Annotated in this window: 22 protein-coding genes; 3 read left to right on the top strand and 19 right to left on the bottom strand. The window is 60.6% G+C overall.

The genetic code is table 11. The features are described from left to right. The first annotated feature begins 10 nt into the window (after positions 1-10). Both B7O88_RS03150 and B7O88_RS03155 read left to right on the top strand, forming a co-directional pair. A complete protein-coding gene (locus B7O88_RS03150; protein WP_088273723.1) occupies positions 11-1,507 on the top strand; it encodes a CoA-acylating methylmalonate-semialdehyde dehydrogenase in 1,497 nt (498 codons plus the stop codon). 203 nt (positions 1,508-1,710) lie between these two features. Continuing rightward, complete coding sequence (locus B7O88_RS03155) at positions 1,711-2,799, top strand: GGDEF domain-containing protein (protein WP_088273724.1); 1,089 nt, start codon at positions 1,711-1,713, stop codon at positions 2,797-2,799. A 4-nt stretch (positions 2,800-2,803) separates the two neighbouring features. Here the strand turns inward: B7O88_RS03155 and B7O88_RS03160 are convergent, their stop codons facing one another. The 18 genes from B7O88_RS03160 to B7O88_RS03245 form a co-directional block, all read right to left on the bottom strand. After that, the gene (locus tag B7O88_RS03160) at positions 2,804-3,619 is read right to left on the bottom strand and encodes an inositol monophosphatase family protein (protein ID WP_088273725.1); all 816 of its coding nucleotides are present in this window, start codon (positions 3,617-3,619) and stop codon (positions 2,804-2,806) included. Beyond that, a complete protein-coding gene (gene rloA3, locus B7O88_RS03165) occupies positions 3,612-4,136 on the bottom strand; it encodes a retropepsin-like aspartic peptidase RloA3 (RefSeq protein ID WP_088273726.1) in 525 nt (174 codons plus the stop codon). The genes B7O88_RS03160 and rloA3 overlap by 8 nt, the downstream gene beginning before the upstream one ends. Before the next feature lie 147 nt (positions 4,137-4,283). Next, complete coding sequence (locus B7O88_RS03170; protein WP_088273727.1) at positions 4,284-5,900, bottom strand: Vgb family protein; 1,617 nt, start codon at positions 5,898-5,900, stop codon at positions 4,284-4,286. Positions 5,901-6,006: 106 nt separating this feature from the next. Further along, complete coding sequence (locus tag B7O88_RS03175; RefSeq protein ID WP_088273728.1) at positions 6,007-7,860, bottom strand: ABC transporter ATP-binding protein; 1,854 nt, start codon at positions 7,858-7,860, stop codon at positions 6,007-6,009. A gap of 118 nt (positions 7,861-7,978) precedes the next feature. Next, positions 7,979-8,758, bottom strand: coding sequence for a 3'(2'),5'-bisphosphate nucleotidase CysQ (gene cysQ, locus B7O88_RS03180; protein WP_088273729.1), 780 nt, complete (start codon positions 8,756-8,758; stop codon positions 7,979-7,981). A 64-nt stretch (positions 8,759-8,822) separates the two neighbouring features. Next, a complete protein-coding gene (locus B7O88_RS03185; protein WP_088273730.1) occupies positions 8,823-9,452 on the bottom strand; it encodes a transposase in 630 nt (209 codons plus the stop codon). Between the two features lie 127 nt (positions 9,453-9,579). Continuing rightward, positions 9,580-9,960 (bottom strand): VanZ family protein, encoded by a 381-nt coding sequence (locus B7O88_RS03190; protein ID WP_088273731.1) that lies wholly within the window; start codon positions 9,958-9,960, stop codon positions 9,580-9,582. 2 nt (positions 9,961-9,962) lie between these two features. Further along, the gene (locus B7O88_RS03195) at positions 9,963-12,086 is read right to left on the bottom strand and encodes a YjbH domain-containing protein (RefSeq protein ID WP_088273732.1); all 2,124 of its coding nucleotides are present in this window, start codon (positions 12,084-12,086) and stop codon (positions 9,963-9,965) included. Beyond that, positions 12,079-12,858, bottom strand: a complete 780-nt coding sequence (locus tag B7O88_RS03200; protein WP_088273733.1) for a capsule biosynthesis GfcC family protein — start codon at positions 12,856-12,858, stop codon at positions 12,079-12,081. Before B7O88_RS03200 ends, B7O88_RS03195 begins: the two co-directional genes overlap by 8 nt. After that, positions 12,855-13,502, bottom strand: a complete 648-nt coding sequence (locus B7O88_RS03205; protein ID WP_160003134.1) for a YjbF family lipoprotein — start codon at positions 13,500-13,502, stop codon at positions 12,855-12,857. The genes B7O88_RS03200 and B7O88_RS03205 overlap by 4 nt, the downstream gene beginning before the upstream one ends. Positions 13,503-13,513: 11 nt before the next feature. Then, the gene (locus B7O88_RS03210) at positions 13,514-14,632 is read right to left on the bottom strand and encodes a polysaccharide biosynthesis/export family protein (RefSeq protein ID WP_088273735.1); all 1,119 of its coding nucleotides are present in this window, start codon (positions 14,630-14,632) and stop codon (positions 13,514-13,516) included. A 93-nt stretch (positions 14,633-14,725) separates the two neighbouring features. After that, entirely contained in the window at positions 14,726-14,998 is a 273-nt protein-coding gene (locus B7O88_RS03215; RefSeq protein WP_088273736.1) for a hypothetical protein, read from the bottom strand. A 116-nt stretch (positions 14,999-15,114) separates the two neighbouring features. Continuing rightward, positions 15,115-15,432: a hypothetical protein gene (locus B7O88_RS03220; RefSeq protein WP_088273737.1), complete on the bottom strand. Its 318-nt coding sequence runs from the start codon at positions 15,430-15,432 to the stop codon at positions 15,115-15,117. 71 nt (positions 15,433-15,503) lie between these two features. Further along, the gene (locus B7O88_RS03225) at positions 15,504-17,729 is read right to left on the bottom strand and encodes a polysaccharide biosynthesis tyrosine autokinase (RefSeq protein ID WP_088273738.1); all 2,226 of its coding nucleotides are present in this window, start codon (positions 17,727-17,729) and stop codon (positions 15,504-15,506) included. A gap of 46 nt (positions 17,730-17,775) precedes the next feature. Then, entirely contained in the window at positions 17,776-18,210 is a 435-nt protein-coding gene (locus tag B7O88_RS03230) for a low molecular weight protein-tyrosine-phosphatase (protein WP_088273935.1), read from the bottom strand. A 294-nt stretch (positions 18,211-18,504) separates the two neighbouring features. After that, positions 18,505-20,448 carry a bifunctional diguanylate cyclase/phosphodiesterase gene (locus tag B7O88_RS03235; RefSeq protein WP_088273739.1) on the bottom strand — a complete coding sequence of 648 codons (1,944 nt, stop codon included), beginning with the start codon at positions 20,446-20,448 and terminating at the stop codon, positions 18,505-18,507. Positions 20,449-20,465: 17 nt separating this feature from the next. Further along, entirely contained in the window at positions 20,466-21,134 is a 669-nt protein-coding gene (locus B7O88_RS03240) for a transglutaminase-like cysteine peptidase (RefSeq protein WP_235005709.1), read from the bottom strand. Between the two features lie 95 nt (positions 21,135-21,229). Beyond that, the gene (locus tag B7O88_RS03245; RefSeq protein WP_088273740.1) at positions 21,230-21,817 is read right to left on the bottom strand and encodes a UPF0149 family protein; all 588 of its coding nucleotides are present in this window, start codon (positions 21,815-21,817) and stop codon (positions 21,230-21,232) included. Positions 21,818-21,937: 120 nt separating this feature from the next. On the opposite strand from B7O88_RS03245, the gene recQ reads away from it, so the two are divergent. After that, the gene (gene recQ, locus B7O88_RS03250; protein WP_088273741.1) at positions 21,938-24,067 is read left to right on the top strand and encodes a DNA helicase RecQ; all 2,130 of its coding nucleotides are present in this window, start codon (positions 21,938-21,940) and stop codon (positions 24,065-24,067) included. A gap of 12 nt (positions 24,068-24,079) precedes the next feature. Here the strand turns inward: recQ and B7O88_RS03255 are convergent, their stop codons facing one another. Beyond that, complete coding sequence (locus B7O88_RS03255; protein WP_088273742.1) at positions 24,080-26,257, bottom strand: patatin-like phospholipase family protein; 2,178 nt, start codon at positions 26,255-26,257, stop codon at positions 24,080-24,082. Positions 26,258-26,270 lie beyond the last annotated feature (13 nt).

Raw genomic sequence — 26,270 nt, forward strand, 5'->3', positions numbered from 1 at the left:
GGAGTAGATGATGACCAATATTACCCATTTGATCGACGGCCATCCGGTGGCTGGCAGCGGCCGCAGTGCCGACGTGTTCAACCCGTCCACTGGCGCGGTCAGCGGTCAGGTACCGCTGGCCGATGAGTCCGTCATCCAGCAGGCCATTGATTCGGCCAAGGCTGCCTTCCCGGCATGGCGGCGTACGCCGGCGGCCAAGCGTGCGCAGATCATGTTCCGCTTCAAGCAGCTGCTGGAAGAGAATGAAAACGCCATCGCAGAAATGATCAGTGCCGAGCACGGCAAGACCATCGAGGATGCCATTGGCGAACTCAAGCGCGGTATCGAGAACGTCGAATACGCCTGCGCCGCCCCGGAGGTTCTCAAGGGCGAATACAGCCGCAACGTCGGCCCGGATATCGACGCCTGGAGCGACTTTCAGCCGGTCGGCGTGGTGGCCGGTATCACCCCGTTCAACTTCCCGGCCATGGTGCCGCTGTGGATGTATCCGCTGGCCATCGTCTGCGGCAACTGCTTCATTCTCAAGCCGTCCGAGCGTGATCCGACGTCAACCTTGTTCATTGCCGAATTGCTGCACCAGGCCGGTCTGCCCAAGGGTGTACTGAACGTCGTCCATGGCGACAAGCAAGCGGTCGATGCGCTGATCGCCGCCCCCGAGGTCAAGGCGCTGAGTTTTGTCGGCTCGACCCCGATTGCCGAATATATCTACGCTGAAGGCACCAAGCGCGGCAAGCGCGTGCAGGCGCTCGGCGGCGCCAAAAATCACGCGGTGCTGATGCCCGATGCGGATCTGGATAACGCGGTCAGCGCATTGATGGGGGCTGCCTACGGCTCCTGCGGCGAGCGCTGCATGGCGATTTCAGTAGCGGTTTGTGTGGGTGATCAGATTGCCGATGCACTGGTCGAGAAACTGGTACCGCAGATCAAGGCACTGAAGGTCGGTCCAGGCACCACCTGCGGTCTGGATATGGGGCCGCTGGTGACCGGGCAGCATCTGGACAAGGTCACAGGTTACGTCGAAGACGGTGTGAAGGCTGGTGCCGAGCTGGTTGTCGATGGTCGCGGGCTGAGCATCGATGGCCACGAACAGGGCTTCTTCCTCGGTGGTTGCCTGTTCGATCGCGTGACTCCGGAGATGCGCATCTATCAGGAAGAAATCTTTGGCCCGGTGCTCTGTGTCGTGCGCGTCAACAGCCTGGAAGAGGCCATGCAACTGATCAACGATCACGAGTACGGTAACGGCACATGTATCTTCACCCGTGACGGTGAGTCTGCACGTCTGTTCTGTGATGAGATCGAAGTCGGTATGGTCGGCGTCAACGTACCGCTGCCGGTGCCGGTCGCCTATCACAGCTTTGGCGGCTGGAAGCGCTCGCTGTTTGGTGATCTGCACGCCTATGGCCCGGACGGGGTGCGTTTCTATACCCGCCGCAAGGCAATCACGCAGCGCTGGCCCAAGCGCGCCAGTCATGAGGCGGCGCAGTTTGCGTTCCCCAGCAATGGCTGAGCAGTAGGTCTAAAGGCCGCCTCCGGGCGGCCTGTTTGTTTTGGCCATCATTGTTCGCAGTCGAGCCCTAAGCGGTGTTCCTTGAAGGCTTGATTACGATTTTTGATGCCTGTTCAGGTTGGCGGTCTGTGATGTGGCACCTACAATGCGGAGGCTTACGCATTTTGCGTTCTGCCAGCGGGTTCAGGAGCGAACATCCAGGCATGTCAAATAAAAACAGCGCGGATATGCACCGCAGTGAGCAACGTCCCGAGTTCTGGGCCTTGTCCATGCGTTGTTGCCAGTTGGCCGGCACGGTTGATATCTGTTTCTTTTTTATCTTCCTTTGGCTTGGTTCTCCGATTCTGGCCTGGATCAATGTGATCAGCGTCGGCATGTACGTTTGGGCCTATCGTGCTTTCCGCGATCGTCGCAACCGCCTGGCTATCATGCTGATCCGCACCGAAGTGCTGGTGCATGCGGCACTGGGAACGGTGCTGGTTGGCTGGGACAGCGGTTTCCATTATTTCCTGCTGATGTTCATTCCGGCGCTGTTTGCCACCATGCGCCAGCGCAGCGCCTGGACTCTGGCGGTCTGCCTGTGGGGCTATTACGTCGGTCTGTATGTGTTGATGTGGTTTATTGAGCCACTGCAGCCGATCTCGCCCAACGCGCTGTTGTCCGTCAACATCTTTAACTTCACGACCGTTTTCCTGATGTTTGCCTACCTGACCATGTATTACGTGGTGACGGTGACCCGGGCGCACCGGCGACTGGCACGCATGGCGACCACCGACCCGTTGACCGGCCTGTTCAATCGGCGGCATATGGTTGACCTGACCGAAAAGCTGCTTGCCCGGGAACAGCGTCAACAGGGGAAGCTGACGCTGATGCTGATGGACCTTGATCATTTCAAGGACATTAACGACCAGTATGGTCATGAACTGGGAGATCGGGTGCTGCAGCGGGTTGCGCTGCTATTGCGTGATCAGGCCCGTGAACAGGACTTTGTTGGCCGTTGGGGTGGCGAGGAGTTTCTCGTGGTACTGCCGGAAACCGATCCGGAGCAGGCCCTTGTAGCCGCAGAGCGGATTCGGGCTGCGGTGCAGGCGCTGGATTGGACTGATCTGAAGCCGGGCCTGCAGGTCACGCTCTGTGCGGGTATCAGTCAGTTGAATGACCGGGAAAGCTTCAGCAGTGCCATTGCCCGTGCCGATCGTGCGCTTTACCGGGGCAAGGCGCACGGCCGCAATCGAGTGGAGCAGGCTCGCCTGGGTGATGCAGGTCTGGGGCTGGCAGAACAACCCGTCTGAGTACCTAGTCGGCGTCCAGCGACGGGCCGATCATCCCGGCGACCTGATCGTATACGCCGGGGCAGGCGACCAGGTAGGGGTTGCCCTTGAGTAGCCCTTCGCCGCGCAGGAAGTTGTTGCTGCGCCCGCCCGATTCAGCCAGCAGGGCCAGGCCGGCAACACAATCCCAGCTTTTCAGACGGGTCTCGTAGTAACCCAGCAGCCGCCCGGAGGCGACGTAGGCGGTCATCAGTGCGCCCGAGCCGTTGCGCAGGAACATCCCTCCTGCGTCCAGCAGTTTGCCCAGGAATGGCATGAAGTGCTGCTTTCCGTCTGCGTAGAAGGTACCTACACCCAGCAATCCGGCATGCAGGTCGGTTGCCTCGCTGACCCGCATCGGTTGCGCGTTGACCCAGGCACCGAAACCGCGACCGCCATGAAACACCTCGTCGTGATTTGGGTCTGCTACGACGCCAATGGTCGGTACGCCATCGACCAGCAGGCCGATGGACACGCACCAGTTATGCAGGCCGTGGAGAAAGCAGGCGGTGCCGTCAATGGGGTCAACCACCCAAACACAGCGCGCATCGAGTCGCTCGGCGCCGGTTTCCTCGCCAACAAAGCCGTCCTCGGGGAACGCGGCCATCAGCTGCGCACGGATGAGGTCTTCGAGTTCGCGGTCGGCAGCGCTGACCATATCCTGGTTAAAGCCGCCCTTGTGCTCTACCGCCAGCTGATCGCGCTGGCGATAGAGGGTCAGACCGCGCTGAGCCGCCTCGCGTGCCAACTGGCAGGCCAGCTGGTAGCGACTGTCGAGATCCTGCTCAGGGGCGTCATGCATTGCCGGTCGTGCAGTCGGGAGAGGTGGTGAAGGTACGCGAGCTGTCTACGTTGCCCAGTCGGTCCAGAGTACGACGTCCCAGCAGAACCGGGTAATGCATATTGCTGCGGTCGCGCAGGGAAAACTCTTCATTCAGACGCTCGCCGGCAACACACACATCCATGCGCACGACCGGACGCTGTTCCGAACCGCCGGCACCGCGCACGCGAAGATCGCGCTCCAGAGGTCGCTCAAAGGTTTCGCTGATCAGACTGTCTGATTTCAGGTCTTCCAGAGTGACCTTGAAGCGCACCCATTGCCTGCCGTCGCGTTCGAAGCGCTCAATATCTTCGGCGTGCATGGAGGAGGTGAGCGCACCGGTATCGAGCTTGAACTTGACGGTCATGTCGGCCGGCTCGATGACGCCATGTTCGATCCAGCCGAGGTTACGGGGAGATTCAGCGTGAGCCAGAGGGGATAAAGCGGTGACGCCTGCAAGCAGCGCAGGCAGGAACAGATTCTTGAAAGTGGAAGGCATCGGAATGTCTCCTGTTTACAGCCATTTCAATATGCACAAATGGAATGACCACGGGAAGCGGTAGATAATTCCGCTCCCCCTGACAGGAAAGGGTCCGTTTTCACTATCGAGGGCGGGTCGCTGCTGTCTTTGCATCGACCCGCTCTATCACTGAGGGGTTAGTCGATAGAGGCCGTTGTCGATGTCGGAGGCGAAGTATACGCGCCCCTGCGCATCCACCGCCAGAGCCGTTGGAATACCGGTCGGAGGCATCCCCGGCCCGGGTTTGAGGCCTATCGGCAGCTGCTCGACAGCGATTGTGCTCTCACCAGTTTGGGGGTTGATGGTCACCAGGCGCTGGGCGCTTGGCTCGGCTACCAGGAGATGACCATCAGGCAGCTCGGCAAGCCCCTCCGGCAGACGCAGGCCTTCGGCTACGCTGGTCAGTTCACCCGTAGCAGGGTTGAAGCGGCTCAGGACGCCGCTCATTTGCGTCAGATAGACCATGCCGTCACGCGCCAGGATCATCTGTACGGGGCCCTGCAGCCCGTTGAGGACGTCGATGCGCTCGCCAAGATCAGCCCCCATCAGCCGCAGCAGCTTGCCGGTGCCCATTTCGCTGACCAGGATACTGCCATCATCCAGCTCAACGGCCGCCGACGGGGCATTGAGCTGATGGACCATCGCCAGCGTGCTGTTGTCGGCGCGACTGATCAACTGCAGGGTGCCGGTCGAGAAGCTGGTGACCAGCAGGCGCTCTTTGCCGAGACCGACATTGATCGGGTACTCGGCGTCGGAACCGTGGGCCCGGCGCAGGTCGGTCACCTTGCCACTGGCGGTGTCGATCGCACGCAGTGCGAAAACGTCGGCGATATACAGGGTCTTGCCGTCTTCGCTCAGGGTCAGCCCGGCCGGAACCGCCAGTTCGCCGCCGACAATCTGCCGGGCTTCACCGGTCTGCGGGTTGACCTGGGTGATGCGGTTGTTGGCCATGTTGGACACATAGATGTTGTCCTGCGCGTCCAGCGCCAGATTATCCAGTGCGCTGTCGAGCTGGGCGATCACACGGGTTTCGCCGCTGCGCTGGTCAACCTGTTTGAGTTGCCCGCTGAAGGTATCGATCGCGTAGAGGTTGCCTTTGGAGTCGAAGTTGGCTGCAGCCGGGGTCTTGAAGTCACTGGAGATGATCTTGATCTCGCCATCATCCGGGTTGATGCGTACCACCTGGCCCTTGAACCAGAGCGGGCCATACAGCCAGCCGTCGGCTCCGACTTCGAAGCCATTGAAGCCGCCCATGTCCCGGGCGATCAGTCTGGGTGGTTGCTGGCCGGTGCGGTCGACCTCCCACAGGGCATCGCCGAGAAATACCTGACTGGCGTAGAGCGCGCCGGTTTCGTCGTTGAAGTCCAGCGAGTTGATGCCGGGCAGGTCGCTCGCCAGTACCTGGATCGGAGCGTCGTCGTTTTCCCGATACAGCACGCGGCCGGAGTAGAAACCGGTCCAGGCCATCTCGCCGTTGGGGCCGATGGCGATGTCGTCGGCCTGGCCGTCGTCCGGGCCGATCAGGGTGCTCACGCTGCCGTCGTCGATATCAACCTGATAGATGCTGTTGCCGACCACGCTGCCGGCAAGCAGGCGGCCAAGCCTGTCGACGGCCAGGCCGTGGACGCCCTTGAACGGGGAGGGATCAACGATGACTTCAGGGCTTGAGTAGCTGGTGGCGAGCGCCAGAGGGGCCAGGCTGAACAGCCCGGCCAGGGCCAGAGCCCGCATGGGATACTTCATTTGCGATCTTCCTTGTTGTTATTGATCTGCTCTGTGATTCTAGACCCTCATAGCCGCCCGTGCGGGCGGCATCATCTGGCTTGATGACGGCGGATAAGCGCAAGGCTCAGGCCGGCTGGCCGGTTTCCTCCAGGTCTTCGCCGATGAATCCGCCGGATTGGCGCGCCCACAGACGGGCGTAAACGCCACCCTGTGCCAGCAGCTCGGTATGGGAGCCCTGTTCGATGATCCTGCCTTGCTCCATCACCACCAGTCGATCCATCTGCGCGATGGTGGACAGGCGGTGAGCGATGGCGATGACGGTCTTGCCGTCCATCAGCCGGTTCAGGTTCTGCTGGATGGCGGCCTCTACGTCGGAGTCCAGTGCCGAGGTGGCCTCGTCAAGGATCAGGATGGGCGCGTCCTTGAGCATGACCCGGGCGATGGCGATGCGTTGGCGCTGACCGCCGGACAGTTTGACGCCCCGCTCGCCAACGTGGGCGTCGAAGCCGCGGCGACCCTGGGCATCCTCCAGCGTTGCGATGAACTGATCTGCTTCGGCGTCTCGGGCTGCCTGCAGCATCAATTGCTCATCGGCGTCGGGACGACCGTAGAGGATGTTGTCGCGCACAGAGCGATGCAGCAGCGAGGTGTCCTGGGTGACCATGCCAATCTGCTCACGCAGACTGTCCTGCCTGACCTCGGCAATATTCTGGCCATCAATCAAAATACGGCCGCCTTCAACGTCATAGAAGCGCAGAAGCAGGTTGACCAGGGTCGATTTGCCGGCGCCGGAGCGGCCAACCAGGCCGATCTTCTCGCCAGGGCGGATATGCAGGTTGAGGTGATCCATCACGCCGCCGCCCTTGCCATAGTGAAACTCCACGGACTCGAAACGGATATCGCCCTGCGTTACCCGCAGCGCCGGCGCCTGAGGCTTGTCCTCGACCAGCTGGGGGCGGGAAATCGAACTGATGCCATCCTGCACGGTACCGATGTTTTCAAACAGCGCCGACAGCTCCCACATGATCCACTGCGACATGCCCCACAGGCGCAGCACCAGGCCAACGGCGACGGCCACGGCGCCGACGCTGATACTGCCTTGCACCCAGAGCCACAGCGCCAGCCCGGCGACGCCCAGCAGCAACAGGGCATTGAGCAGGTAGAGCAGGGTATAGAGGGTGGTGACCAGCCGCATCTGGGTGTAAACGGTGGTCATGAAGCCGTCCATGCCTTCGCGTGCATAGGCGGATTCGCGGCGGGCATGGGAGAACAGCTTGACCGTCTGGATATTGGTGTAGCTGTCAACAATTCGGCCGGTCATCACCGAGCGCGCATCGGCCTGGGCTTCGGCGACGCGGCCGAGAATCGGGATATAGTGCCGCATCAGCAATACATACCCGACCAGCCATCCCAGCAGAGGCAGTATCAGACGCCAGTCGGCGTTGCCAACCAGCAGCAGGGTGCCGATAAAGTAGACGCAGATGTAGTTCAGCACGTCGATCAGCTTGATCACGCATTCGCGCACGGCCAATGCGGTCTGCATCAGCTTGGTTGCAATGCGGCCGGCAAACTCGTCCTGGTAGAACGCCATCGACTGCCGGAGCAGGTAGCGGTGGACCAGCCAGCGGATGCGCATAGGATAGTTGCCCATCAGCGTCTGGTGCGTCATCAGGCTGTTGACGAAGATCAACGCCGGCAGTGCGACCAGCACCATGAAGGCCATACCCGCCAGCTTCCAGCCTTCTGTTTGCAGGAAGGTGTCGCGGTTCTGCACTGAAAGCCAGTCAACAATGCTGCCCAGAAAGCCGAACAGCCAGACCTCGGCAATGGCAATGCAGGCCATCAGCAGCGAGGCGAGAATGATGTAAGGCCAGGCTCCACGGGTGAAGTGCAGGCAAAATGGCAGCAGCCGGCGCGGTGGTTCGCTCAGCTCTTCGGTGGGATAGGGGTCAAGACGTTTTTCGAACCAGCGGAACATGCATCGGGCCTGCGACATGAGCTATAGGGCGGGCCGAGCATTATGAGCGCCGCCGGGGCGAGGCTCAAGCCGGCACTGCCTTGTGTGTCTCTTGGCGCAAATCGATATCGGATCGTCCTCAGAAGAACGGCAGGCCACCGCTGGCAACAAAATGCGGGTTCTCGAAACCGGGTTTGCCATAGAGCAGCGGTGCGCCATCGAACGTCTGGATCTGGCCGCCAGCGGCCGCGAGTACGGCATGACCCGCTGCAATATCCCACTCCATGGTGCGTCCCTGTCTCGGATACAGGTCTGCCTTGCCCGCAGCGATCAGGCACAGTTTCAGTGACGAGCCTGCGTTGATCAGGTTACGAACCGGGCGGCCGGCCAGCAGCCGCTGGAGTGCGTCTGCATCGCCGTGAGAGCGGCTGGCCAGCACATCCATGCCATCAGCGGCAGGCTGGCGCACCCGAATCGCGTGTCGCCCGCTACTGTCCTGGTAAAACGCACCCCCGGCCAGTGAGCCGGTGTACAACTGATCCAGGGCCGGAGCCAGAACCACCCCCAGTATCGGACGTCCGTGCTCAATCAGGGCAATGTTGACGGTAAATTCGCCGTTGCGGTTGACGAACTCACGGGTACCGTCCAGCGGGTCGACCAGCCAGAAGCAGTCGCCGACATCAGGGATGTTGCCGGCTGCACAGGCTTCTTCTGCCACCACCGGAAAGGACAATGGCAGGGCGGCCAACCCCTCAAGAATAATGGCTTCGGCCTTTTCGTCGGCTTCTGTGACCGGAGAGGCATCCGCCTTGCCCCGCACGGCAAAATCGCTGTGGTAGATATCCATGATCAGCCTGCCGGCCGCACGACTGAGCGGGATGAGTGCGTCTACGAGCTGCTGTTGGTCACTGGCCTGCATGGCGGTTCCTGAAACGGTTGAGCGAGCCTGAAGGATACCATCAGGTTCCGCGCAACAGGGTTGTTCAGTTCATCTTGCCGGACAGACTCGACCAGCGCCACTCGGCAGGCTGGGTGCACAGTCCGGCTGCGACCGGACTGTTGTGGACCTGGCGGATGGCGGGCGGTATTTCCCGTGCGTCCGGAATGTAGCGATCCCAATAGTCGCGCATCCACAGCATGCGTCCGGGTGTTGGCAGTTGCAGCTCTTCCTTGTGCATCAGCATCCAGCGAGTCGTAGCTGTTTTCCAGGCCTGGACGATGCGCGGCATCGAGTAGGTCGGTTCGAGCAGGATGTGGGCGTGGTTGGGCATGATGCACCAGGCGATCAGCTTGTAGCGCTTGCGGTTGTGCAGCTCCAGCGCGTCGGTCAGCTCGGCAGCCATCAACGGGTGCTGCAGCAGGCAGCAACCCTTGCCTTGCTGCAGTACTTCTTCCAGTTGCTGACGTCGCTGCAGTGCCCGCTGGGCCTGCGGGTAGTCCCTGATGGCGTGACTGATGGCGCGCTGGCTGCTTTGCGGAATGGCATCGGCCAGTTTCAGGGTAATCAGTTGAACATCATAGGGAATCTGACGTTCAGGCTGAGCGTTGGGGCGCTGCCAGCCTTGCCAGAGATGGGTGCGATCAAATCGGGGGCTGAAGTAGTCGCGGGACATTGATCTTCCTTGTCGTTGTTCCAATGGGAACCTTAGCAGCGGGAAGCTGGAAGTCCTGACGATGAATTCAGAAGATGTGATGCAAATAGTGTTTTTGGCTCGAGCATGGCTCGAATGGGTGAGGTGGCTAAGATCGAACGTGCCGGGTCAACATCAGCCAGGCTGCAATCAGCAGTAGCCCGGCCACCAGCCCGGTGCTGTTTGCCAGAATGTCCCCCCAGTCGGGGGAGCGGGTGGGGTGCAGTGACTGGACCAGTTCAACAGCCAGTCCGACCAGGCTCATAAAGCCGGCGCGGAACCACCAGCGCCAGCGTGGAAAGGCTGCAAAGCTGAGCAGGGTCAGGGCAAAAATGCCTCCGGCGTGATAACCGGAGGCCTGCCAGGCATAGGCTGTGGGGGGCGGTGTTGGGCGCATGCCCAGGTACAGGCCCAATGCGAGCAGTGCAAAGAATGTCAGTTTGAACCACAGGCTGTAGCGCACCATCAGGCGCTCGATGAGCAGCTTCATGGTCAGCGTGTCAGATTCTGAAAGCTGTTGTCGAAACGGTCCAGATCCCGGTCTTGAGTCAGACGGTAGAGTTCATAGTTACGCCAAAGCTTGGCGCCACCATCTCGGGTCAGTGGGTTCCAGCTGAGCGTACCCACGGACTTGGTCGAACTCAGGAAAAAGGCGTCGAAAGGCACCCTGAGGTAAACACCCTTGTCGAAGCTGCCTTCGCCAAACTCTTCCTTGGATACGTCGGTAAAGGTTGCCCAGCCACCAAACTCGAAGCCGTTGCGGAAGCGTCTGGACAGATCAATGGTACCGCCAATGTCCCCGGCCAGATAACGACCTACGCTGCCCTTGATCAGCACGTCATGGAAACCGGTGCGCAGGTAGCCGGTGACATGGCCTGTCAGCGTCGAATAATCACGGAAGCTGAAGTCTTGTCTGTAGCCACGCTGCTTGACCCAGTTGACGTCTACGCCGACCGCCCAATCGACACCATGCGGCCGATAGAGCACCTCAGCGCCAATGCCGCCGTACATGTCTTCCAGCAAACCGGCATACGCCATGCCGAACCAGTCGCGATTGATCTGCTCGGTCTGCGTATATTGCAGACGGTTCAGCTGAACGTCAGAGCTCGTCAGGTACTGGCGCAGGTCCGTACGAACACGCGGCAGGTTGCTCGGGCCGTCGTATTCGAACTTGTCATAGTTGTTCAGCAGGTTGATGCCCACTGTGCCATCAAGCCATTTGTTGCGGTCGAAGTAGAACTGACCGTTGGCGCGCAGCAGGAACTGGTAGAGGATGAAGCTGTCCGGCCCGCCCACGTTCTGCCGGTAGCCGAGTGCCAGGCCTGCGTTGGCTCGATCAAGCTTGCCGTTGTATACCTCGCCACCCTGGCGTACCGCGGGAACCGCGTTCTCCATGCCATAGCGCAGAGCACGACGGTCTGTTTCGAAGCGCTCGTATTCGCGCAGTGTCTGTGCATTCACACTGGTCTGGTTAAGCGCCATGCCATAGGGCTTGTGTACCAGCGTGTACCAGTCGTAGCTGCCTTCTCCCAGGCTGTTATCCAGCACCCGGGCGGCTCGACTCATACCCTCCGCATCACTGGGATAGGTGGTCTGCTGGCCGGTAATGACTACCTCATCGCCGTTGACGGCGATACTCTCAACCGCGATCCCGGCGTTGTCTTCCAGTCTCTGGCTGATATTGGCCCAGTCGACATCTGCGCCACTGACGCCTGCGGGAAGCGGGCGGCGGGGTTCGGGAGCCGGATCCAGCAACTTGGGTGGGCGTTGTACGAACTTGACGTTGGAGCGCAGGGTAATGCCGAACATGGCCGTATTGCCGCGCTCCCAGGCTGCCGTCAGGTCAACGTTGCTGCCCAGGCTGTAGAGCACTCCGAGGTTGACCGGGTGGTCCTGCGTCTGGTTGTTACGGAACGGTTCCGACTGGTAATCGTTACCCTCAACCTCCAGTTTCAGCCGCACGTTGTCCCACGGCGTCTGGTACTCGATACCGCCGAACAATGCGGGGCGACCACTGAAATAGCTGCTGGTATTCAACGTGCCGCCGGGGTCGTCGTTGCGGGCACGATCATCAAAACTGTCGCTGATCAGCGACAGGGGATTGCCGAAGTCACCGCGGTTCCCGATGTAGCCCCAGGCTACGCCAAGACTGAAATCCAGGTCGTAGAAGCGTTTGTTGGCGACAATGAATTCACTCGAGAACAGGCCGGTACCGCCGATGTCGCGAAAACCCAGAGCAACCTGCGGCAGCCAGCGACTCTCTTGCCAGAGTCGAAACTTGGCATCGATTGCCTTGTCTTTCAGGCTCTGGTCGCTGAAACCCTCGTCGCCATAATTGATGTTGCTGATCGCGATATAGCGGATGGTACTTTCCAGCCACGGTAGCGGTTGCACCGAGATGCTGTAGCGTGAGTAGGGCGAGGTGCGGTTGGCATTGAAACTGAACTCGCCTGCTGGCGCCATGCGTGCAGTGGGCGTTTGCAGCAGACCGACACCGCCAAAGTCGTGCTGGGTGGTGCGGTAGCGCGGGTTCTCACTGGCCAGTGCGCAGCTGGCTCCGGCGGCCAGCAACGGTAGCGTGGATACGGTGGCCAGTCGACGAAGCAGGTTACTCATGGTCTGCGGAAGCCTCTACGCCGGTGTACTGGGTTGCAAGCAAGGCTGCCATCTCGTTATTGAAGGTATTTCCGCTGTCACTGAACAGCGCCGCGCGCAAAGGGACATAGATCATGCCGCCCTCTGCGAGCCAGGCATCTTCGCTGTTCCATGATGCAACACCCAGACGGGTAACAGCCCCGTCCGGTTGTATCAAATAGATCTCGTCGGGGTTTGCTACCCAGTGACGTGGGCACTGATCGATATATCGTTGGGGACGCAAGCCCGATACAAAGTCCAGAGTGCAGGTCGCAGTGACCGCTCCGATAACCTTGATCGTACCGGGATTTGCCGGGTAGACCAGATGATCGCCAGGCTCAAGCAGCGGATTGTAGCGAGCCAGGCGCTGCTTCAGCGGATTCATCTCGGCCTGGATTCTGCCGGTTGTCGGCATTCGCAGTACCTGCTCCTGCAGATCGGAAAGCAGATCCGTGAGGGAATTGTCGCCTATGGTCGCGGCCTTGACCCGGGCGGTGCCCAGGTCGAACAGAACGCCCGCCTTGAGTTTGCGTTGGTCCGGTTCCGCGCTCTCACGCAGCAATGCGGCACCTAATGGCCAGCTGTTAACGCTGACGCCGGCTGAGGTTGTCAGATCCAGCAGGCGTAATCCGTCCCGCCAGGCGTACTCTCCGGGAGACTCAACCTGCCCCTCAACCATCAGGTTGCTGGCCATCAGCGGTGCGCCGGACAGCGCAGGGATCAGCGCAAGCAGCGGAAGTATCAGCCGTTTCAAGGTTGCTTGCCCCGAGCCGGTTGGTGGGTAAACAGCAAGTCAAACCTTGGCAGGCCGGGTGCCGGATTCTGGATGCTGCGGCGCACGCGGCCGGTGTCCGGGTCGAGCCAGTAGTAATTGGTTGTCTGGAAACCAATCTGCTCCATTCGGATATGTTCGTCGATACGTTGCAGCGATTGCTGACCGATTGCCTCAAGGGGGCCGCGATAGTAGACCGCCTCCTGGTGCAGGCCGGTTTGATAGGTCAGCGGCAGATCTACCAGCCGGCTGATGCGGGTACCGTCGGCTACGCCAATCAGGCCGCTGCGGAATGGATCGTTGGCTGCAAGCGGAACCAGAACGTCGACGTCCATGCCAACCAGCTGGGTAATGCGGCCGTTATCGGTCTCAAGCTGTTCGGTCACACCTCGCCACTGAATCTGGCCGTGGCTACCGGGCGGTGCAATAAATAGACCCTGAGCACTGGCGGTGGACACCAGCAGAGTGTCTGCGCGGGGATCGTTTACCCGCTCCGCCGGTATGCGATTGCGGTCTTCGTCGAACAGCAGTCGAAAGGACCTGATGGTGTCTGACGTCAACGAGTTGCAGGCGGTCAGAATTAACAGCCCGCACAGCACTGCACCGGTCCGTAGTGAGATCGTCACTGTCAGACCTGTCAGTTGTCGTTACGCAGATCGTCGTAGTCGCTACCCACCCGAACGGCGGTACCGATGATATTGGCGCTCGGGAACAGCTGGCTGACGAAGCGATTCCAGCGTGTGATGCCGGCGGCGCCAACAAACACCACGTCCTGGGGCCGCATTTCGAACTGGTCGGCCAGGATAAAGGCGGATGGAGATTGGGCATTCAGCTGGAAGATGGTCGCTTTCTCGGTTTCCAGGTTCTCGACACCACGGATAACGTAGACCTCGCGGCCGCTGGACGTTGCGGGGGAGGGGCCGCCGACGGTTGCCAGAACCTCGCTGAGGGTCATGCGGCTGGTGCTGTAGGACAGCGCGGTCGGCCGTGCTACTTCACCCATCACAAAGACCTTGCGTGCATCGTTGAGCCCCAGATGCAACTTGTCACCGGCCTTGAGATAGATGTTGCCGATGTCACTGGGATGGCTGGTCAGGTAGTCGTAGTCCAGTGTAAAGACTTGGCCGTTGCGGATCAGATTCAGGCGAGACAGGTCTGCACGCTCGCTGTCGATACCGGCCTCACCGACAGCCTGCAGCAGCGTCAGCGGCTGCGAGGTAATGGCACGGAAGCCAGGCTGCATGAAGGCGCCGCTGAGCGTTACCTTCTGGCTGTTATAGCCAATGATGTTGATGTCGACCTGGGGCTGTTCGATGTACCGAGCCAGGCGTTGGGTAATGACCTTGCGCAGCTCTTCCTGAGTCATGCCGGCAACCTGGACGCTACCGATAAACGGGTAGAACAGGGTGCCGTCGTCCCTCACGACGCGGGCGTTGGCCTCGGTGGCCTGCTGCTGGCCGCCGGGTACAGTCAGTTCGGGGTGATCCCAAACGGTGATGAACAGGCCGTCGTTCGGGCCGAGACGATAGTTGTCCGGGGTGTAGTCCAGCAGGGCTGCCGGTACCTGACGGTTGGGCTGTACGGCCTGTTCCTGGGTCAGCACCTTGGGCGTGATCTGAACCATTTCGACCAAACTTTCCTCGGCGGAGTCTTCGGCCAGCAGCCTGTCGGTATCCATGTGCATGCCGGGAGAGAACATGCAGGCTTGCAGAAACAGGGCTGAGAGACTCAGTGCGGCGAGAGGAAAGCGGTTCATAGGTTTGATCTTATTCGCGTTGTTGACGGGCCAGAACAAAAAGCCATCTGATGATAAGGGTCAGATGGCTTCGATTGCTTTAAAAACCGGTGCTTAGTTGGAGCCGGTGGTGCCGGTTCCGCCGGTGTTATCGGAGCTGCCGCCAGAAGAGCCGGCTGCAGCTGCAGCACCGGCAGCCAGGCCAACACCGAGAGCTGCACCACCCATTCCGCTCAAGCCACCTTGGGCGTCAGGCAGGGTGTCGCCATTTTGGGTCACGGTCGGATCGTTGACCTGTTGGGTAGTATCATCCTCTGATTGGGCATATGTGACGCTGGAAGCAATCAGCAGGCCCGCAGCAATAACTGAAACCAGTTGCGTTTTCATGGGTATCTCCTTGAGTCCGTGAGCGCGTGCCCACCTGATTATACGCAATGACCTTGGCAAGGGAAGTGCAGGCCGTTTGCTACTGTGGTTGGGCAGGCGTGCGCCCAACCCGGTTGTCAGTTGGTACCGGTAGAACCGGTTGTACCACTGGTGCTGTCGGAACCGCCGCCGGAAGAACCCAGTGCTGCACCAGCGCCAATAGCTGCCGTTACCCCCAGGGTCCAGCCGCCAAGATTGGAAAATCCGCCTTGAGGCTCGGGCTGTTCGGCGATATTGGCCGGCGGTATGGAAGCCGGAGGACGCGGCAGGTCCTGAATCATGGGCGGTTGCTGCTGAAACCAGCTCCAGGGCTTGTACCAGAGCGATTGTGCCTGTGCGGCGCCGGCCCCAAGCAGCAGGCTGACGGTGATTCCCGAAATGATCTTGTGCTTCATGTTTGTTCCCGAATAGGTTGCTTACGCTGGCATCGAGTATACGTCACGATGCCAGCGCGTACAGTACTGCGTTACTTTTTGTCCGACTTGTACTCGTACTGGTAATAGCCGTAATTGCCATAGCCATAGGCCGAGGCTTTCTTTTCGACTGCGTTGAAAATCGCCCCTTTGATCTCGACACCGTTGTTGCGGAAGCGTTGCAGGGTTTGCTCCACTTCCTTCACCGGGTTGAGACCAAAGCGCGACACAATCAGGCTGGTGCCGGCCAGGCGGCCAACCAGAGCAGCGTCGGTCACAGCCAGAATCGGCGGCGTGTCGACGATCACCAGGTCATACATGCCACTCAATTGCTTCAGCAGTGATTCGAAGTTCACATGCATCAGCAGCTCGGACGGATTCGGCGGAATCTGGCCGCGCGGAATGAAGTGCAGGTTGGGCACTTCACTCTTCTGCAGGACGTCGGCCAAGGTATGGGTATTGACCAGCAGGTTCGACAGCCCGGGCTCCGCTGGCAGGCTCATCAGCTTGTGGGCGTAGCCCTTGCGCATGTCACCGTCGATCAGCACGACTTTCTGACCGGCCTGGGCGACGATGGCAGCCAGGTTGGTGGAGATGAACGACTTGCCGACACTGGGGCTGGGGCCCGAGATCATCAGAATGTTGTTGCGTGCTTCCATCATGGCGAAATGCAGGCTGGTACGCAGGCTGCGCAGGGCCTCAATGGAGAGGTCTGCCGGATTGGTAGCTGCCAGCAGTTGCGAGTTCTGGGTGATGGTCTTGCCTTTGGCATTGCGCTCGATCTGCTGCTGATCCTTGCTGAACGGGACGGACGCGTAAACAGGCAGGCCGATCTGCTCCAGCAGCTCCGGGTTTTCGATGCCGCGATTCAGCGCGTGGCGCAGCAGGGCAATGGCAACGCCCAGCATGCCACCCAGCAGGGTTGCCAGAACGACGATCAGCGCTTTCTTCGGCTTGACCGGCTGGCTGGTATCGACCACCGCATCGTCAATGATCCGGACGTTGCCAACGGTGCCCGCGCGCACCACATCCAGCTCCTGCGAGGTGTTGAGCATCGCGGTATAGATTTCGGTACTGACCTTCACGTCACGCGACAGGCGCAGCAGCTCTTGCTGGGTAGCAGGCAGATCGCCGACACGGTCAACCAGCGCATTACGGCGGCTGTTCAACTGATTGAGCTGTTCCATCAGTGCCTGATAACTGGGGTGCTGGCGGGTAAAGCGGCGCTCCATTTCCGAGCGCTTGAGCTGCAGCTCCGAAATGGATGTGTCCAGCTCAACCACCTGATCCAGAACCGCCTGGGTCTCGAGGGTGATGTCGACCGATCCCGCTTTGGCCTGGTAGGCGTTCAGCGCCTGCTCGGCTGCTTCGAGTTGGCGTCGGACGGTGGGTAGCTGCTCTTTGAGGAAGTCGAGGCTTTGCTGGGCCTCTGCAGATTTTCGCTGGACGTTTTGCAGCACATACAGGCGGCTTACTTCATCAAGGATCCGGGCCGCATCGGCCGGGCGCGGACTTTCCAAGTTCAACAGAAGAATACCGGAGTCGCGACCCTTTTCACTGACACCGATGTCACGCTGATAGGCGAGGGTGGTGCTCAGGCTGTTGCGCTTGGTCACCAGAAACTCGGTCCCGGGGTTGGCAATCAGCTTGGCGATCTGGACGCGAAAGCCCTGTTCTTCTATGCGGGTACCGACTTGCCCCTCGAGCAGCAGCTCATCTTCATCATTGAGCAGCGCGAACTGCCCCTCAGCCCCCGCCCGCAGGATAAGCTGCTTGCCTTCCCAGGCTGCGGGCACCTCAAGCTGAAAGATATCCAGCTTTTCACCGCCCCAGGCGTAGCTGTCCATGCCCAGCAGGGCGTCAGCAACCGGCTGTTGATCCGTCGGGCTGTGGCGACGGTAGAAATACGAGCCGATCACGGGGTACAGCTTGGGTTCGGCCACCACATCCAGCTTGAGATTCTCGACGGTCTGACCAATTACCTTACGTGATTTCAGCAGTTCGATTTCGGTCGCAGCGGCGCTGGTACTGGCGAACATGTCGGCGGCACCGGCATCGCCAAGCAGACCACCGAGGCCGCTGGATTTCTCTTCAATCTGGATTACCGCATCGGCCCGGTAGATGGGCGTTGCCAGCAGCGCGTAGGCAATACCGACGAACGCAAACACCAGTGTGCAGATGATGATGGTCAGCTTGTGATCGATCAGAGCGCCCAGCAGGGCCAGCAAGTCGATTTCGTCTTGGTTGTTTTGTGCGGCGGCGGGGGTGCTGTTCTGCATCAACAATCAGGTTCCGTGACAGAGTAGGGCGAAGGGTGTAGGGCGATTAAAGATAGCGCAACCAGGCAGTTGTTGCCTTGTCGAGCACCTTGAAAACGTGCTCGAACGCTGGCAATTGCTGACGATAGGGGTCTGGTACTTCAGCGTTGTCCAGCCATTTGCCGATCAGCAGCGCCTTGCCGCGGGTCTCGGGTGCCAGGCTGTGGAGTTTTTGCAGGTGACGCTGCTCCATGGCCAGGATCAGATCCGCCGCATGCAGCATCTCGGGGGTGACTTGACGGGCCCTGTGCTCTGGCAGCGTAAGGCCGGCGGCGGCCATCACCTGTGCGGCTGAGGCGTCTACCGGTTTGTCCACCAGTGCTCCCAGCCCGGCAGAACTGACCGTGATGCCTTTGCCGGCGAGCTTTTGCTGCAGCAGCGCCTCAGCCGTAGGGCTGCGGCAGATGTTGCCGACACAGACAACCAGAATCTTCTTGATCATAGGTTCGCAGGCCTTTGCCATTGCCATTGCCAGGTACGCCATCGCAGTCACAGGCTGTCTGGCGTCGTCAATTCATCCCTTGGGCCGGGCATGATAACAGGCTCTGCACGGATGAGAACCCATGGATGTTGCAAATCTGGCGTCAGCAATTTGATGTGCAGGGTGCCTCCGGTCGGGCGGTAAGGCGTATTCAACGGATTGTTCCAGTGTGTTCGCGTCAGACTGTCGCCTTTTATCCCTCTGACTTGGCTTAACAAATCGCTGGGTCAGGCGCAGATTCGTCGACCGGAAGAATCAGTCGCGCCATTCTCCTGGTTCGGCCAGCGCCCGGCCTTGCATGGCCTCAATACCCAGTTGTTTCAGTGCCGCAACCTCGCGCGGGCTCTGTACCTGCTCCGCGATCAGCAGCAGGTCGATCCGTTGTGCGGTGCGCACCAGTGCTTCCAGATACAGATGCTTGTCGCTCTCGGTATCCAGGTCGCGGATGAAGCTGCTTTCGATCTTCAGGTAGCTCAGGCCAATAAGGGCCAGTTCGCCGATCAGACTGAGCTGGCGGCCAAAGTGCTGAAGGCCCACTTGCACGGACAGCGGGCGCAGCTCCTGAGCCAGGCTGGCCAGGTCGTTACACCCTTGCAGGTAGCGCGCGTCAACTTCCAGCGTCAGATGGGCGGCCTCGGTTCGATGCTGCTCCAGCAATTGGCGGATCTGCTTGCGATGCTCTGCATTGTGCAGCGTGTCATTGGTAATGCTGAGTGCCAGCGGGCCCGGATGACGCTGAAGGTGAGACAGGGCCAGCCCGACCATGCAGCGATCGAAGGCGGGCGATAGCCCCAGGCGCTCTATCCATGGCAGAAACTGGCCGGCCATCATGAGTTTGCCATCAGTGCCCCGCAGGCGAACCAGAGCCTTCTGATGCAGCAGTTGCTTGAGATCGTGGCCGTGCAGTACCGGCTGGAAGTGCAGGGTGAAACTGAAGTCCTTCAGCGCGGCTTCGAGCAGCTCGCGCCAGTCGTGGCTGCTGCCCGGTGACTGACTGCTTTCGTTTGCGGGTTCATAGCCGGGCTGGATGGTTGCGCCGTTCAGGCTCGACTCGGTCATGGCCTGATCAAGTCGCCGCAGTACTTGCTTGCTGTCATCACCAATCCGGTAGCCGGTAATGCCGAGCTCAATCGGTTGTGCTTCGCCCAGCGACGTCAATGTCTCCAGCGACGCAACCTGAGTTGCCAGTTGCTCTGCCAGTTTGCGGATATCGGCGAGGTCGCCGCCTGGCGCCAGGGTGAGAAATTCGCCACCGCGTGAGCGGCAGCAGAGCCAACTGGGGTGGGCGTTCTGCAGGGCCTGCAGCTGGGCGCCGATGCTTTTGAGCAGCGCGTCTGTGCTGGCTGCGCCGAGTTGCTGATTGATCCGGTTGAGGTCGGATACCCGCAGGCCGAGCAGCATGCCGTCGGGATTTTCCGTCGAGGTGAGTGCTGCGGCCAGTGCATGATCAAAGGCCAGTCTGTTCGGCAGGTCTGTCAGGGCGTCATGGTAAGCCTGACGGCGGTAATGCTCGGTCCGCGCTGCCTCTTCCTCGAACAGGGTCTTTAGCTTGCCGACCATTTGGTTCATGGCGACGACCACGTGCTTGAGCTCGGGCGTACGGGGGATTCGTGGCAGCGTCCGATACTCGCGCCGGGTGATTGCTTCGGCCTGGTCCGCCATGGACATCAGCGGCGTCAGTTGACGCTTGAGCAGCAGAGCGCCAAGAAGGGCGCTGAATAATCCGCAGGCCACCAGCCAGGCGAGGGTACCCAGGGCGCTGTCCCAGAGTTTGTTCAGGGCGAACTGCGGATGGCTGACAACCTCGACGCGTGCGGACTGTTGCCAGCCGTCCATGACGATAGCGTCACCGGCCTGCTCCTGCAGATTGACCAGGTTGACGAACCAGCCAGGCGCCTTGGTCTCGTCAAGGCTGCGTGTGCGTTCAACCAGAATCTCGCCATTGCTGACCGCATAAACGCGAATGCGAGCGAAGTAGCCACTGTCAAAGATCGAGCTGACCATCAGCTCGATCATGGCCGGATCTCTGACGTGGGGTGTCAGGGACAGGCCAAGCGCGGTAGCGGCGTCCTGAGCATGGGAGCGCAGCTGGGTCTGCAGCTGGTTGCGGGAGCTTTCCAGACTGACGATGAAGCTTCCGCTGAAGGCGACCAGCAGGAACAGACAAATCGCCAGAATAAGCTGTTTGACCAGTGACATGGTTGGGTCCTCTTGACTCAGGGTAAGCCGGGGGCATCGAAGCCCTCGTTCTGCATTTTTTTCAACAGATCCTGCCAGCGCGACAGTTGTTTTGCCGAGCCGGTCTGGGTGTTGCCGCGGCCGGCCAGCCATAGCCCTTCCGCATTGAAACTGTAAACCGGCAACAGGTCGCTGCGCTGCGATGCGGGCAATATGCGATCGGTCAGGTTGTCCAATACCAGCGGTTCGCTATCGGGGGTGGCGTAGTAGGTCAGCACCATATGAGCCTGATTCAGCTCCAGCGCCTTTACATAGGTCAGGCGTAGCTGATCGTTGGATATGCCGGCCCGGCGCAGGCTGAAGTATTTGGCGATGGAGTAGTCTTCGCAGTCTGCCGCACCCTTGACCATGGATTCGGCCGGTGATGCCCAGTAGTCCACCTGGCCCCAGATATCGATGTCGTCGCTGAAGCGCAGGCGCTGATTGAAAAAGGAGTTGATGGTTTCGAGCTTCTGCGCTTGCTCGAGCGCCTGGCTGTTGTCGAGCATGCTGCGCCATTCCTGCAGGCGCCACTGGGCTTGCATGTCCGGACGATAGAGGATGTTGATGCGCGCGAAAATCTGTTCGTAGTCCCAGCCGATCGCAGACAGGGCGACCAGCAGCAGACTGGCAGGGAAAAAGAGCTTGAGTTGGGTGGGTAGGTTCACTGCAGTGGCATTCCGGCAGCGTTAGCCGAGGTAATGCCACCCAGTGTAGGCAAGCGCGCGCAGTTCGTCATGTCTGCTGCGCGCATCCGGGCGGCTCAGGAGCGTTTCAACAGGGCTGGACGAGGCTTTTCTTCCGGTGCGTGGAACAGCAGGAAAAGCTGGGTGAGTACCTGCGGAATGTGCTCGACCATATCCTCGACCATGTCTTCGTCCTGCTCGATCTCGGCGAACTCGGGTTGATCGGCAAACAGGCCGGAGCCGACCATGACGGGCAACAGCAACTCGCTGACCAGCTCTTCGTCATTGCTGAACCAGGCTTCCTCACGCAGGAAAACCCCCTCCATAAAGCCGATACACCAACTGCGCAGGTCCGAGTAATCGGGCTCGTCACCCAGGGTCAGTTCACAGGGCAGTTCGAGATCCTCGTCGCTGGCCAGCTCGCGAGCGATGCGGGCCTTGAGCTCCAGCAGCGTGCCGATGATCTCGTCCTGCTGCTCGGGGCTCTCGTAGGGCGGGGTTTCGGCGAACAGCTCTGCCAGCAGCTCCTCGTCGGCAACCGGCTCCGGGCTGATGGCCAGTGCGCTCAGGTAGCCACAGGCGGCCATGTAGTCCAGCGCTTCGTCGTGCAGGTCATCGGCGTCCAGAAAAGCTTGCAGGCGCTGGAGTTGGTCATTGAAGGACATGGGACACCTCTCATTGTTTGTCCGGTTATTTTACGCATGCCCCGGGCAATTGCCAAAGACGTTATACTCTGCGGCCGCTGATTCTGCCCATCAACGGAATCGGATCTGGTGAGGAGACCCATGCGCGAGCAGGCACTGCAGCAACTCAGGAACGTGTTTGGCTACGGCGAATTCCGTGGTCAGCAAGCGGATATCATTGATCAGGTGGCCTGTGGCGGCGATGCGCTGGTCTTGATGCCGACCGGTGGTGGCAAGTCACTGTGCTATCAGGTGCCCGGGCTGCTGCGTGAGGGGCTGACAGTGGTGGTTTCGCCGCTGATTGCGTTGATGGACGATCAGGTCGCGACGCTGAATGAGCTGGGGTTGACGGCGGCGGCGCTCAATTCCACGTTGAGCGAAGACGCCCAGCGCGAGGTGGCCCGGCAGATGCGCGCCGGTGAGCTGCAGTTTCTCTATCTGGCCCCGGAGCGTCTGCTCAAACCCCGTACTCTGAATTTTCTGCAGTCTTTGCCGATTGCCCTGTTTGCGATTGACGAGGCGCACTGCGTCTCCCAGTGGGGCCATGATTTTCGCCCCGAGTATCTGCAGCTCGGCCAGTTGGCGGAGCTGTTCCCCGGTGTACCGCGCATGGCGCTGACCGCCACGGCGGATGAGCGCACGCGTGAGGAGATGGTCCAGAGGCTGAAGCTGGAGCAGGCTGCCTGTTTTGTCTCCGGCTTTGATCGCCCCAATATTTTTTATCGCATCGTGCCCAAGGATAAGCCCCGTCAGCAGTTGCTCGGTTTTCTGCGCGAGCACAAGGGTGATGCCGGTATTGTCTACTGCCTGTCGCGCAAGAAGGTAGAAGAAACCGCCGCCTGGCTGTGCGAGCAGGGCTGGCCTGCCTTGCCCTATCATGCGGGCTTGCCGCAGGAGTTGCGCTCCACGCATCAGCGCCGCTTCCTCAACGAAGAGGGGCTGGTAATGGTCGCGACCATCGCCTTCGGTATGGGTATCGACAAGTCCAATGTGCGCTTTGTCGCCCATCTGGATCTGCCCAAGAGTGTCGAGGCCTACTACCAGGAAACCGGTCGTGCCGGCCGCGATGGTCTGGCTGCCGACGCCTGGATGGCCTACGGCCTGCAGGATGTGCTGATGCTCAATCAGATCATGGCCGGCTCGGAAGGTGACGAGCGCCATAAGCGCATTGAGCGGCACAAGCTTGACGCCATGCTGGCCCTCTGCGAACTGACTACCTGTCGCCGGCAGACGCTGCTGGGCTACTTCGGTGAAACCCTGGAGCAACCCTGTGGTAACTGTGACAACTGCCAGGAGCCGGTTTCGACCTGGGACGGCAGCGAGGCGGCGCGGATGGCGCTGTCAACCATCTATAGAAGCGGCCAGCGTTATGGTGTGGGTCACCTCATCGACATTCTGCTCGGTCGCGATAACGAGAAGGTGCGCAGCGCCGGTCATCAGCATCTGTCTACCTACGGGATTGGCAAGTCACTGGGCGAAAACGAATGGCGCTCAGTGTTCCGCCAGCTGATCGCCCGCGCGTTGGTCGAGGTGGATCTCGATGGCTATGGCAGCCTGCGCCTGAGCGAACGCTGCCGTCCGCTGCTGCGTGGCGAGCAGAGCCTGCAGCTGCGCCGCGATGTCAGCAAGCCGGCAGCCTGGGGTAGCCGGGGCAGCAACAAGCCAGTGATTGCCGAGGCTGATCGCGCCCTCTGGGAGTCGTTGCGCACCCTGCGCAAACAGCTGGCGGACGCTCACGGTGTGCCGCCCTATGTCATCTTCACCGACAATACGCTGGTCGATATGCTGCGTCAGCGGCCGACTACCCTGCAGGATATGGCGCTGGTCAGTGGCGTCGGTTCGCACAAACTTGAGCGCTATGGCGCTGATTTTCTTCAGGTTCTGGCCGGTGATGGAGCGGCGGCACAGGCTCAGGAGGCCCGTGATGCCCATGAGGCGATTGCCATGGTGCGCGCCGGCATGAGCCCCGAACAGGCAGCCATGCAGCTGGGGCAACCGCTGCGCAAGGTCTACGGTCAGCTGGCGCAGGCGATTACCACCGGCAACCTGACCCTGGAGCAGGCCATCGATATCGGACCCGCTCAGCTTGAGCGGTTGCAGGATGCCTTTCTCAATTTCGACGGCGAGGATCTGCCCGGCGTAAAAACCCTGGCGCGCGAGCTGGACGAGCCGGTTGACGAAGGGGTGTTGCACTGCATCCGTGCCGCCCTGGTGCTGGAAATCAGCGGCTAGGGGGCTGCCGGTTCAGAACGTCTGGCCCAGCTTCATGTACAGGGCTTCGTGGCCCTCTTCGTTGACGCCCAGCCCGAAGAACAGCGGGCCAACCAGCGTATCCATGCCCATCAGCAGGCTGCCGGCACCGAAGTAACCGGTATCGAAGCCTGCGTCATCGCGGTTGTATACCCGGCCGTATTCCAGGCTGGCGCCCAGGTAGAATGGCAGGCTGAGCGTGTTGAAGTAGCTGGGTGCCAGGCGCCGATAATAGACCAGCCGGCCGAGCTGGTAGTTCTGACCGGCAAGGCCGTCCTGGCGGAAACCGGAAAACCAGCCGGGGCCGCCGAGACTGAAGCTGCTTTGCGCCACATCCACGTCACTGTCGGTACGACCGATAAAACCGCCCAGTTGCAGGCTGTTGGGGCCGAAGCCGAAGGCTTTGTTGACCCTGAACTCGATCTGCTGGTAACGCGCGTCGGCCCCCAGATCCGGCTCGGACTGGCGCCAGCTCAGGCGGGCCTCTTCCCCCGAATGCGGGAAGTTCACATCGTCTAGCGTGTCGCGGTCGATCTCCAGCGAATAGAAGGCTTCGTTGAAGTCGATGGAGGGCAGGTCGGGGTCTCCGATGCGTACTCGCGAGTTTCCGCGGTAGCGCGACAGGCCGAAGCGCACTTCACCGCTGTTGGCGATCTGGCGGCCCAGATTCAGGCCGGCACCATAGCGTTTCTGGCGGTAGCCAACGATCGGATCGTCGTCGTCAATAACGTCGATGTTGCGCGCTTCGGCATCGATAAAGGGCGCAACAAAATAGCGTGAGCCATAGTCAAGCGGCTGGTAGAACTCGGTATAAAGCTCCTGTTCCGACCCGACCTGCAGCCGGGTCAGCCATTCCGCGCCGAGCGGGTTGAGACCGTTGACGCGAAAGCTGGCGCCAACGTTGTACTGACTGTCGCCCTCAAAGTCGTCTACCAGATTCAGGCCCAGACGCAGATAATCGGTGCCGGTGCGGCGGCCGGCCGTATGTACCAGCAGGGTGTTTCGGCCCTGGTCGTGGACGATTTCGTAGGTGACTCGGCTGAAATAGTCGGTGCCGTAGATGGTGCCCATGTCGGTTTGCAGGCGGGCCAGATTCAGAGGCTCGCCGATTGGCTGGCGGATCATGCCGAGCACAACCTCGTCGGCCACCTTGCCGCTGTTGTCCACTTCGATGGCATGAATGATGGCCTGGCGCTGAGGCCTGCTGCTGGCCAGGTTGCCGCCGCTGTCGGCACCGTCCGGGGCGACGAAGGCCAGCACGCCATTGGCCTCGGCGAGGCTGCGGGCGCCGGCATCAATGGCCTGCTGTGCGTCGGCGAAGCTGCTGAACCCCATGTTGCCAAGCGCCGGTTGCAGCAGCAGGTCACGATCGGTCAGGGTGGCAAGCTGCTTCTCGGTGTTGGTGCGGGTCAGCAGGGTCGTTGTCTGATCCATGATGTCGAGCACCGAGGTCAGCTCGCTGGCAGACTTCAGCGGAGTACCGATGTCGACCACGATGACCCGATCCACGCCCATGGCTCGGGCGACGTCGATGGGCACGTTTTTGCTCAGTACTCCGTCCACCAGCAGGCGGCCATCAACTTCGACCGGGGCGAAGAATCCGGGCAGTGCCAGGCTGGCTCGGATGGCCAGCGGCAGGTGCCCGTGGTCGAATACCACGGCTTCACCTGTGGCAATGTCGGTCGCCACGGCACGGAACGGGATAGGCAACCTGTCGAAGTTGTCGATTTCATTGGTGTGGACCAGCAGGCTTTCCAGCACCACTCCCATGTTCTGGCCCTGCAGCAGGCCAAGCGGCAGGCTGAGAACGCCGTTGTTGAAGGTGAGCCGTTGCTTGACCAGGAAGTCACGGTCGTCCTGTTTGCGACGGTAGGGTATGTCTTCGCGCTGGGGGGAGTCACTCAGCGCATCCTGCCAGTCCAGTTCGAGTGCGAGCTTCTCCAGTTCTTCGGCACTGTAGCCTGAGGCATAAAGGCCGCCGATGACCGCGCCCATGCTGGTGCCGGCAATGGCGTGGATCGGGATGTTGAGTTCTTCCAGCTGCTTCAGTACGCCGATATGGGCCAGGCCACGGGCACCGCCGCCGGACAGCACCAGACCGGTACGCAAGGGTTCGGCCGCGGTCCAGCCCGAAAGGATCAGCAACAGTAACGGCAGCAGGCGTTTGAACATGGTGTGGGTCCGG

This window comes from Halopseudomonas aestusnigri, assembly GCF_002197985.1.
In the GTDB taxonomy this organism is placed as follows: domain Bacteria; phylum Pseudomonadota; class Gammaproteobacteria; order Pseudomonadales; family Pseudomonadaceae; genus Halopseudomonas; species Halopseudomonas aestusnigri.

Excerpts from the sequence above, each read along its gene's own strand:
- B7O88_RS03175 (WP_088273728.1), bottom strand. The coding sequence starts at position 7,860 with ATGTTCCGCTGGTTCGAAAAACGTCTTGACCCCTATCCCACCGAAGAG.
- B7O88_RS03230 (WP_088273935.1), bottom strand. The coding sequence starts at position 18,210 with ATGATCAAGAAGATTCTGGTTGTCTGTGTCGGCAACATCTGCCGCAGC.
- rloA3 (WP_088273726.1), bottom strand. The coding sequence starts at position 4,136 with ATGCCTTCCACTTTCAAGAATCTGTTCCTGCCTGCGCTGCTTGCAGGC.
- B7O88_RS03225 (WP_088273738.1), bottom strand. The coding sequence starts at position 17,729 with ATGCAGAACAGCACCCCCGCCGCCGCACAAAACAACCAAGACGAAATC.
- B7O88_RS03210 (WP_088273735.1), bottom strand. The coding sequence starts at position 14,632 with ATGAACCGCTTTCCTCTCGCCGCACTGAGTCTCTCAGCCCTGTTTCTG.
- B7O88_RS03255 (WP_088273742.1), bottom strand. The coding sequence starts at position 26,257 with ATGTTCAAACGCCTGCTGCCGTTACTGTTGCTGATCCTTTCGGGCTGG.
- B7O88_RS03155 (WP_088273724.1), top strand. The coding sequence starts at position 1,711 with ATGTCAAATAAAAACAGCGCGGATATGCACCGCAGTGAGCAACGTCCC.
- B7O88_RS03220 (WP_088273737.1), bottom strand. The coding sequence starts at position 15,432 with ATGAAGCACAAGATCATTTCGGGAATCACCGTCAGCCTGCTGCTTGGG.
- B7O88_RS03170 (WP_088273727.1), bottom strand. The coding sequence starts at position 5,900 with ATGAAGTATCCCATGCGGGCTCTGGCCCTGGCCGGGCTGTTCAGCCTG.
- B7O88_RS03245 (WP_088273740.1), bottom strand. The coding sequence starts at position 21,817 with ATGTCCTTCAATGACCAACTCCAGCGCCTGCAAGCTTTTCTGGACGCC.
- recQ (WP_088273741.1), top strand. The coding sequence starts at position 21,938 with ATGCGCGAGCAGGCACTGCAGCAACTCAGGAACGTGTTTGGCTACGGC.
- cysQ (WP_088273729.1), bottom strand. The coding sequence starts at position 8,758 with ATGCAGGCCAGTGACCAACAGCAGCTCGTAGACGCACTCATCCCGCTC.
- B7O88_RS03185 (WP_088273730.1), bottom strand. The coding sequence starts at position 9,452 with ATGTCCCGCGACTACTTCAGCCCCCGATTTGATCGCACCCATCTCTGG.
- B7O88_RS03215 (WP_088273736.1), bottom strand. The coding sequence starts at position 14,998 with ATGAAAACGCAACTGGTTTCAGTTATTGCTGCGGGCCTGCTGATTGCT.
- B7O88_RS03190 (WP_088273731.1), bottom strand. The coding sequence starts at position 9,960 with ATGAAGCTGCTCATCGAGCGCCTGATGGTGCGCTACAGCCTGTGGTTC.
- B7O88_RS03235 (WP_088273739.1), bottom strand. The coding sequence starts at position 20,448 with ATGTCACTGGTCAAACAGCTTATTCTGGCGATTTGTCTGTTCCTGCTG.
- B7O88_RS03195 (WP_088273732.1), bottom strand. The coding sequence starts at position 12,086 with ATGAGTAACCTGCTTCGTCGACTGGCCACCGTATCCACGCTACCGTTG.
- B7O88_RS03150 (WP_088273723.1), top strand. The coding sequence starts at position 11 with ATGACCAATATTACCCATTTGATCGACGGCCATCCGGTGGCTGGCAGC.
- B7O88_RS03160 (WP_088273725.1), bottom strand. The coding sequence starts at position 3,619 with ATGCATGACGCCCCTGAGCAGGATCTCGACAGTCGCTACCAGCTGGCC.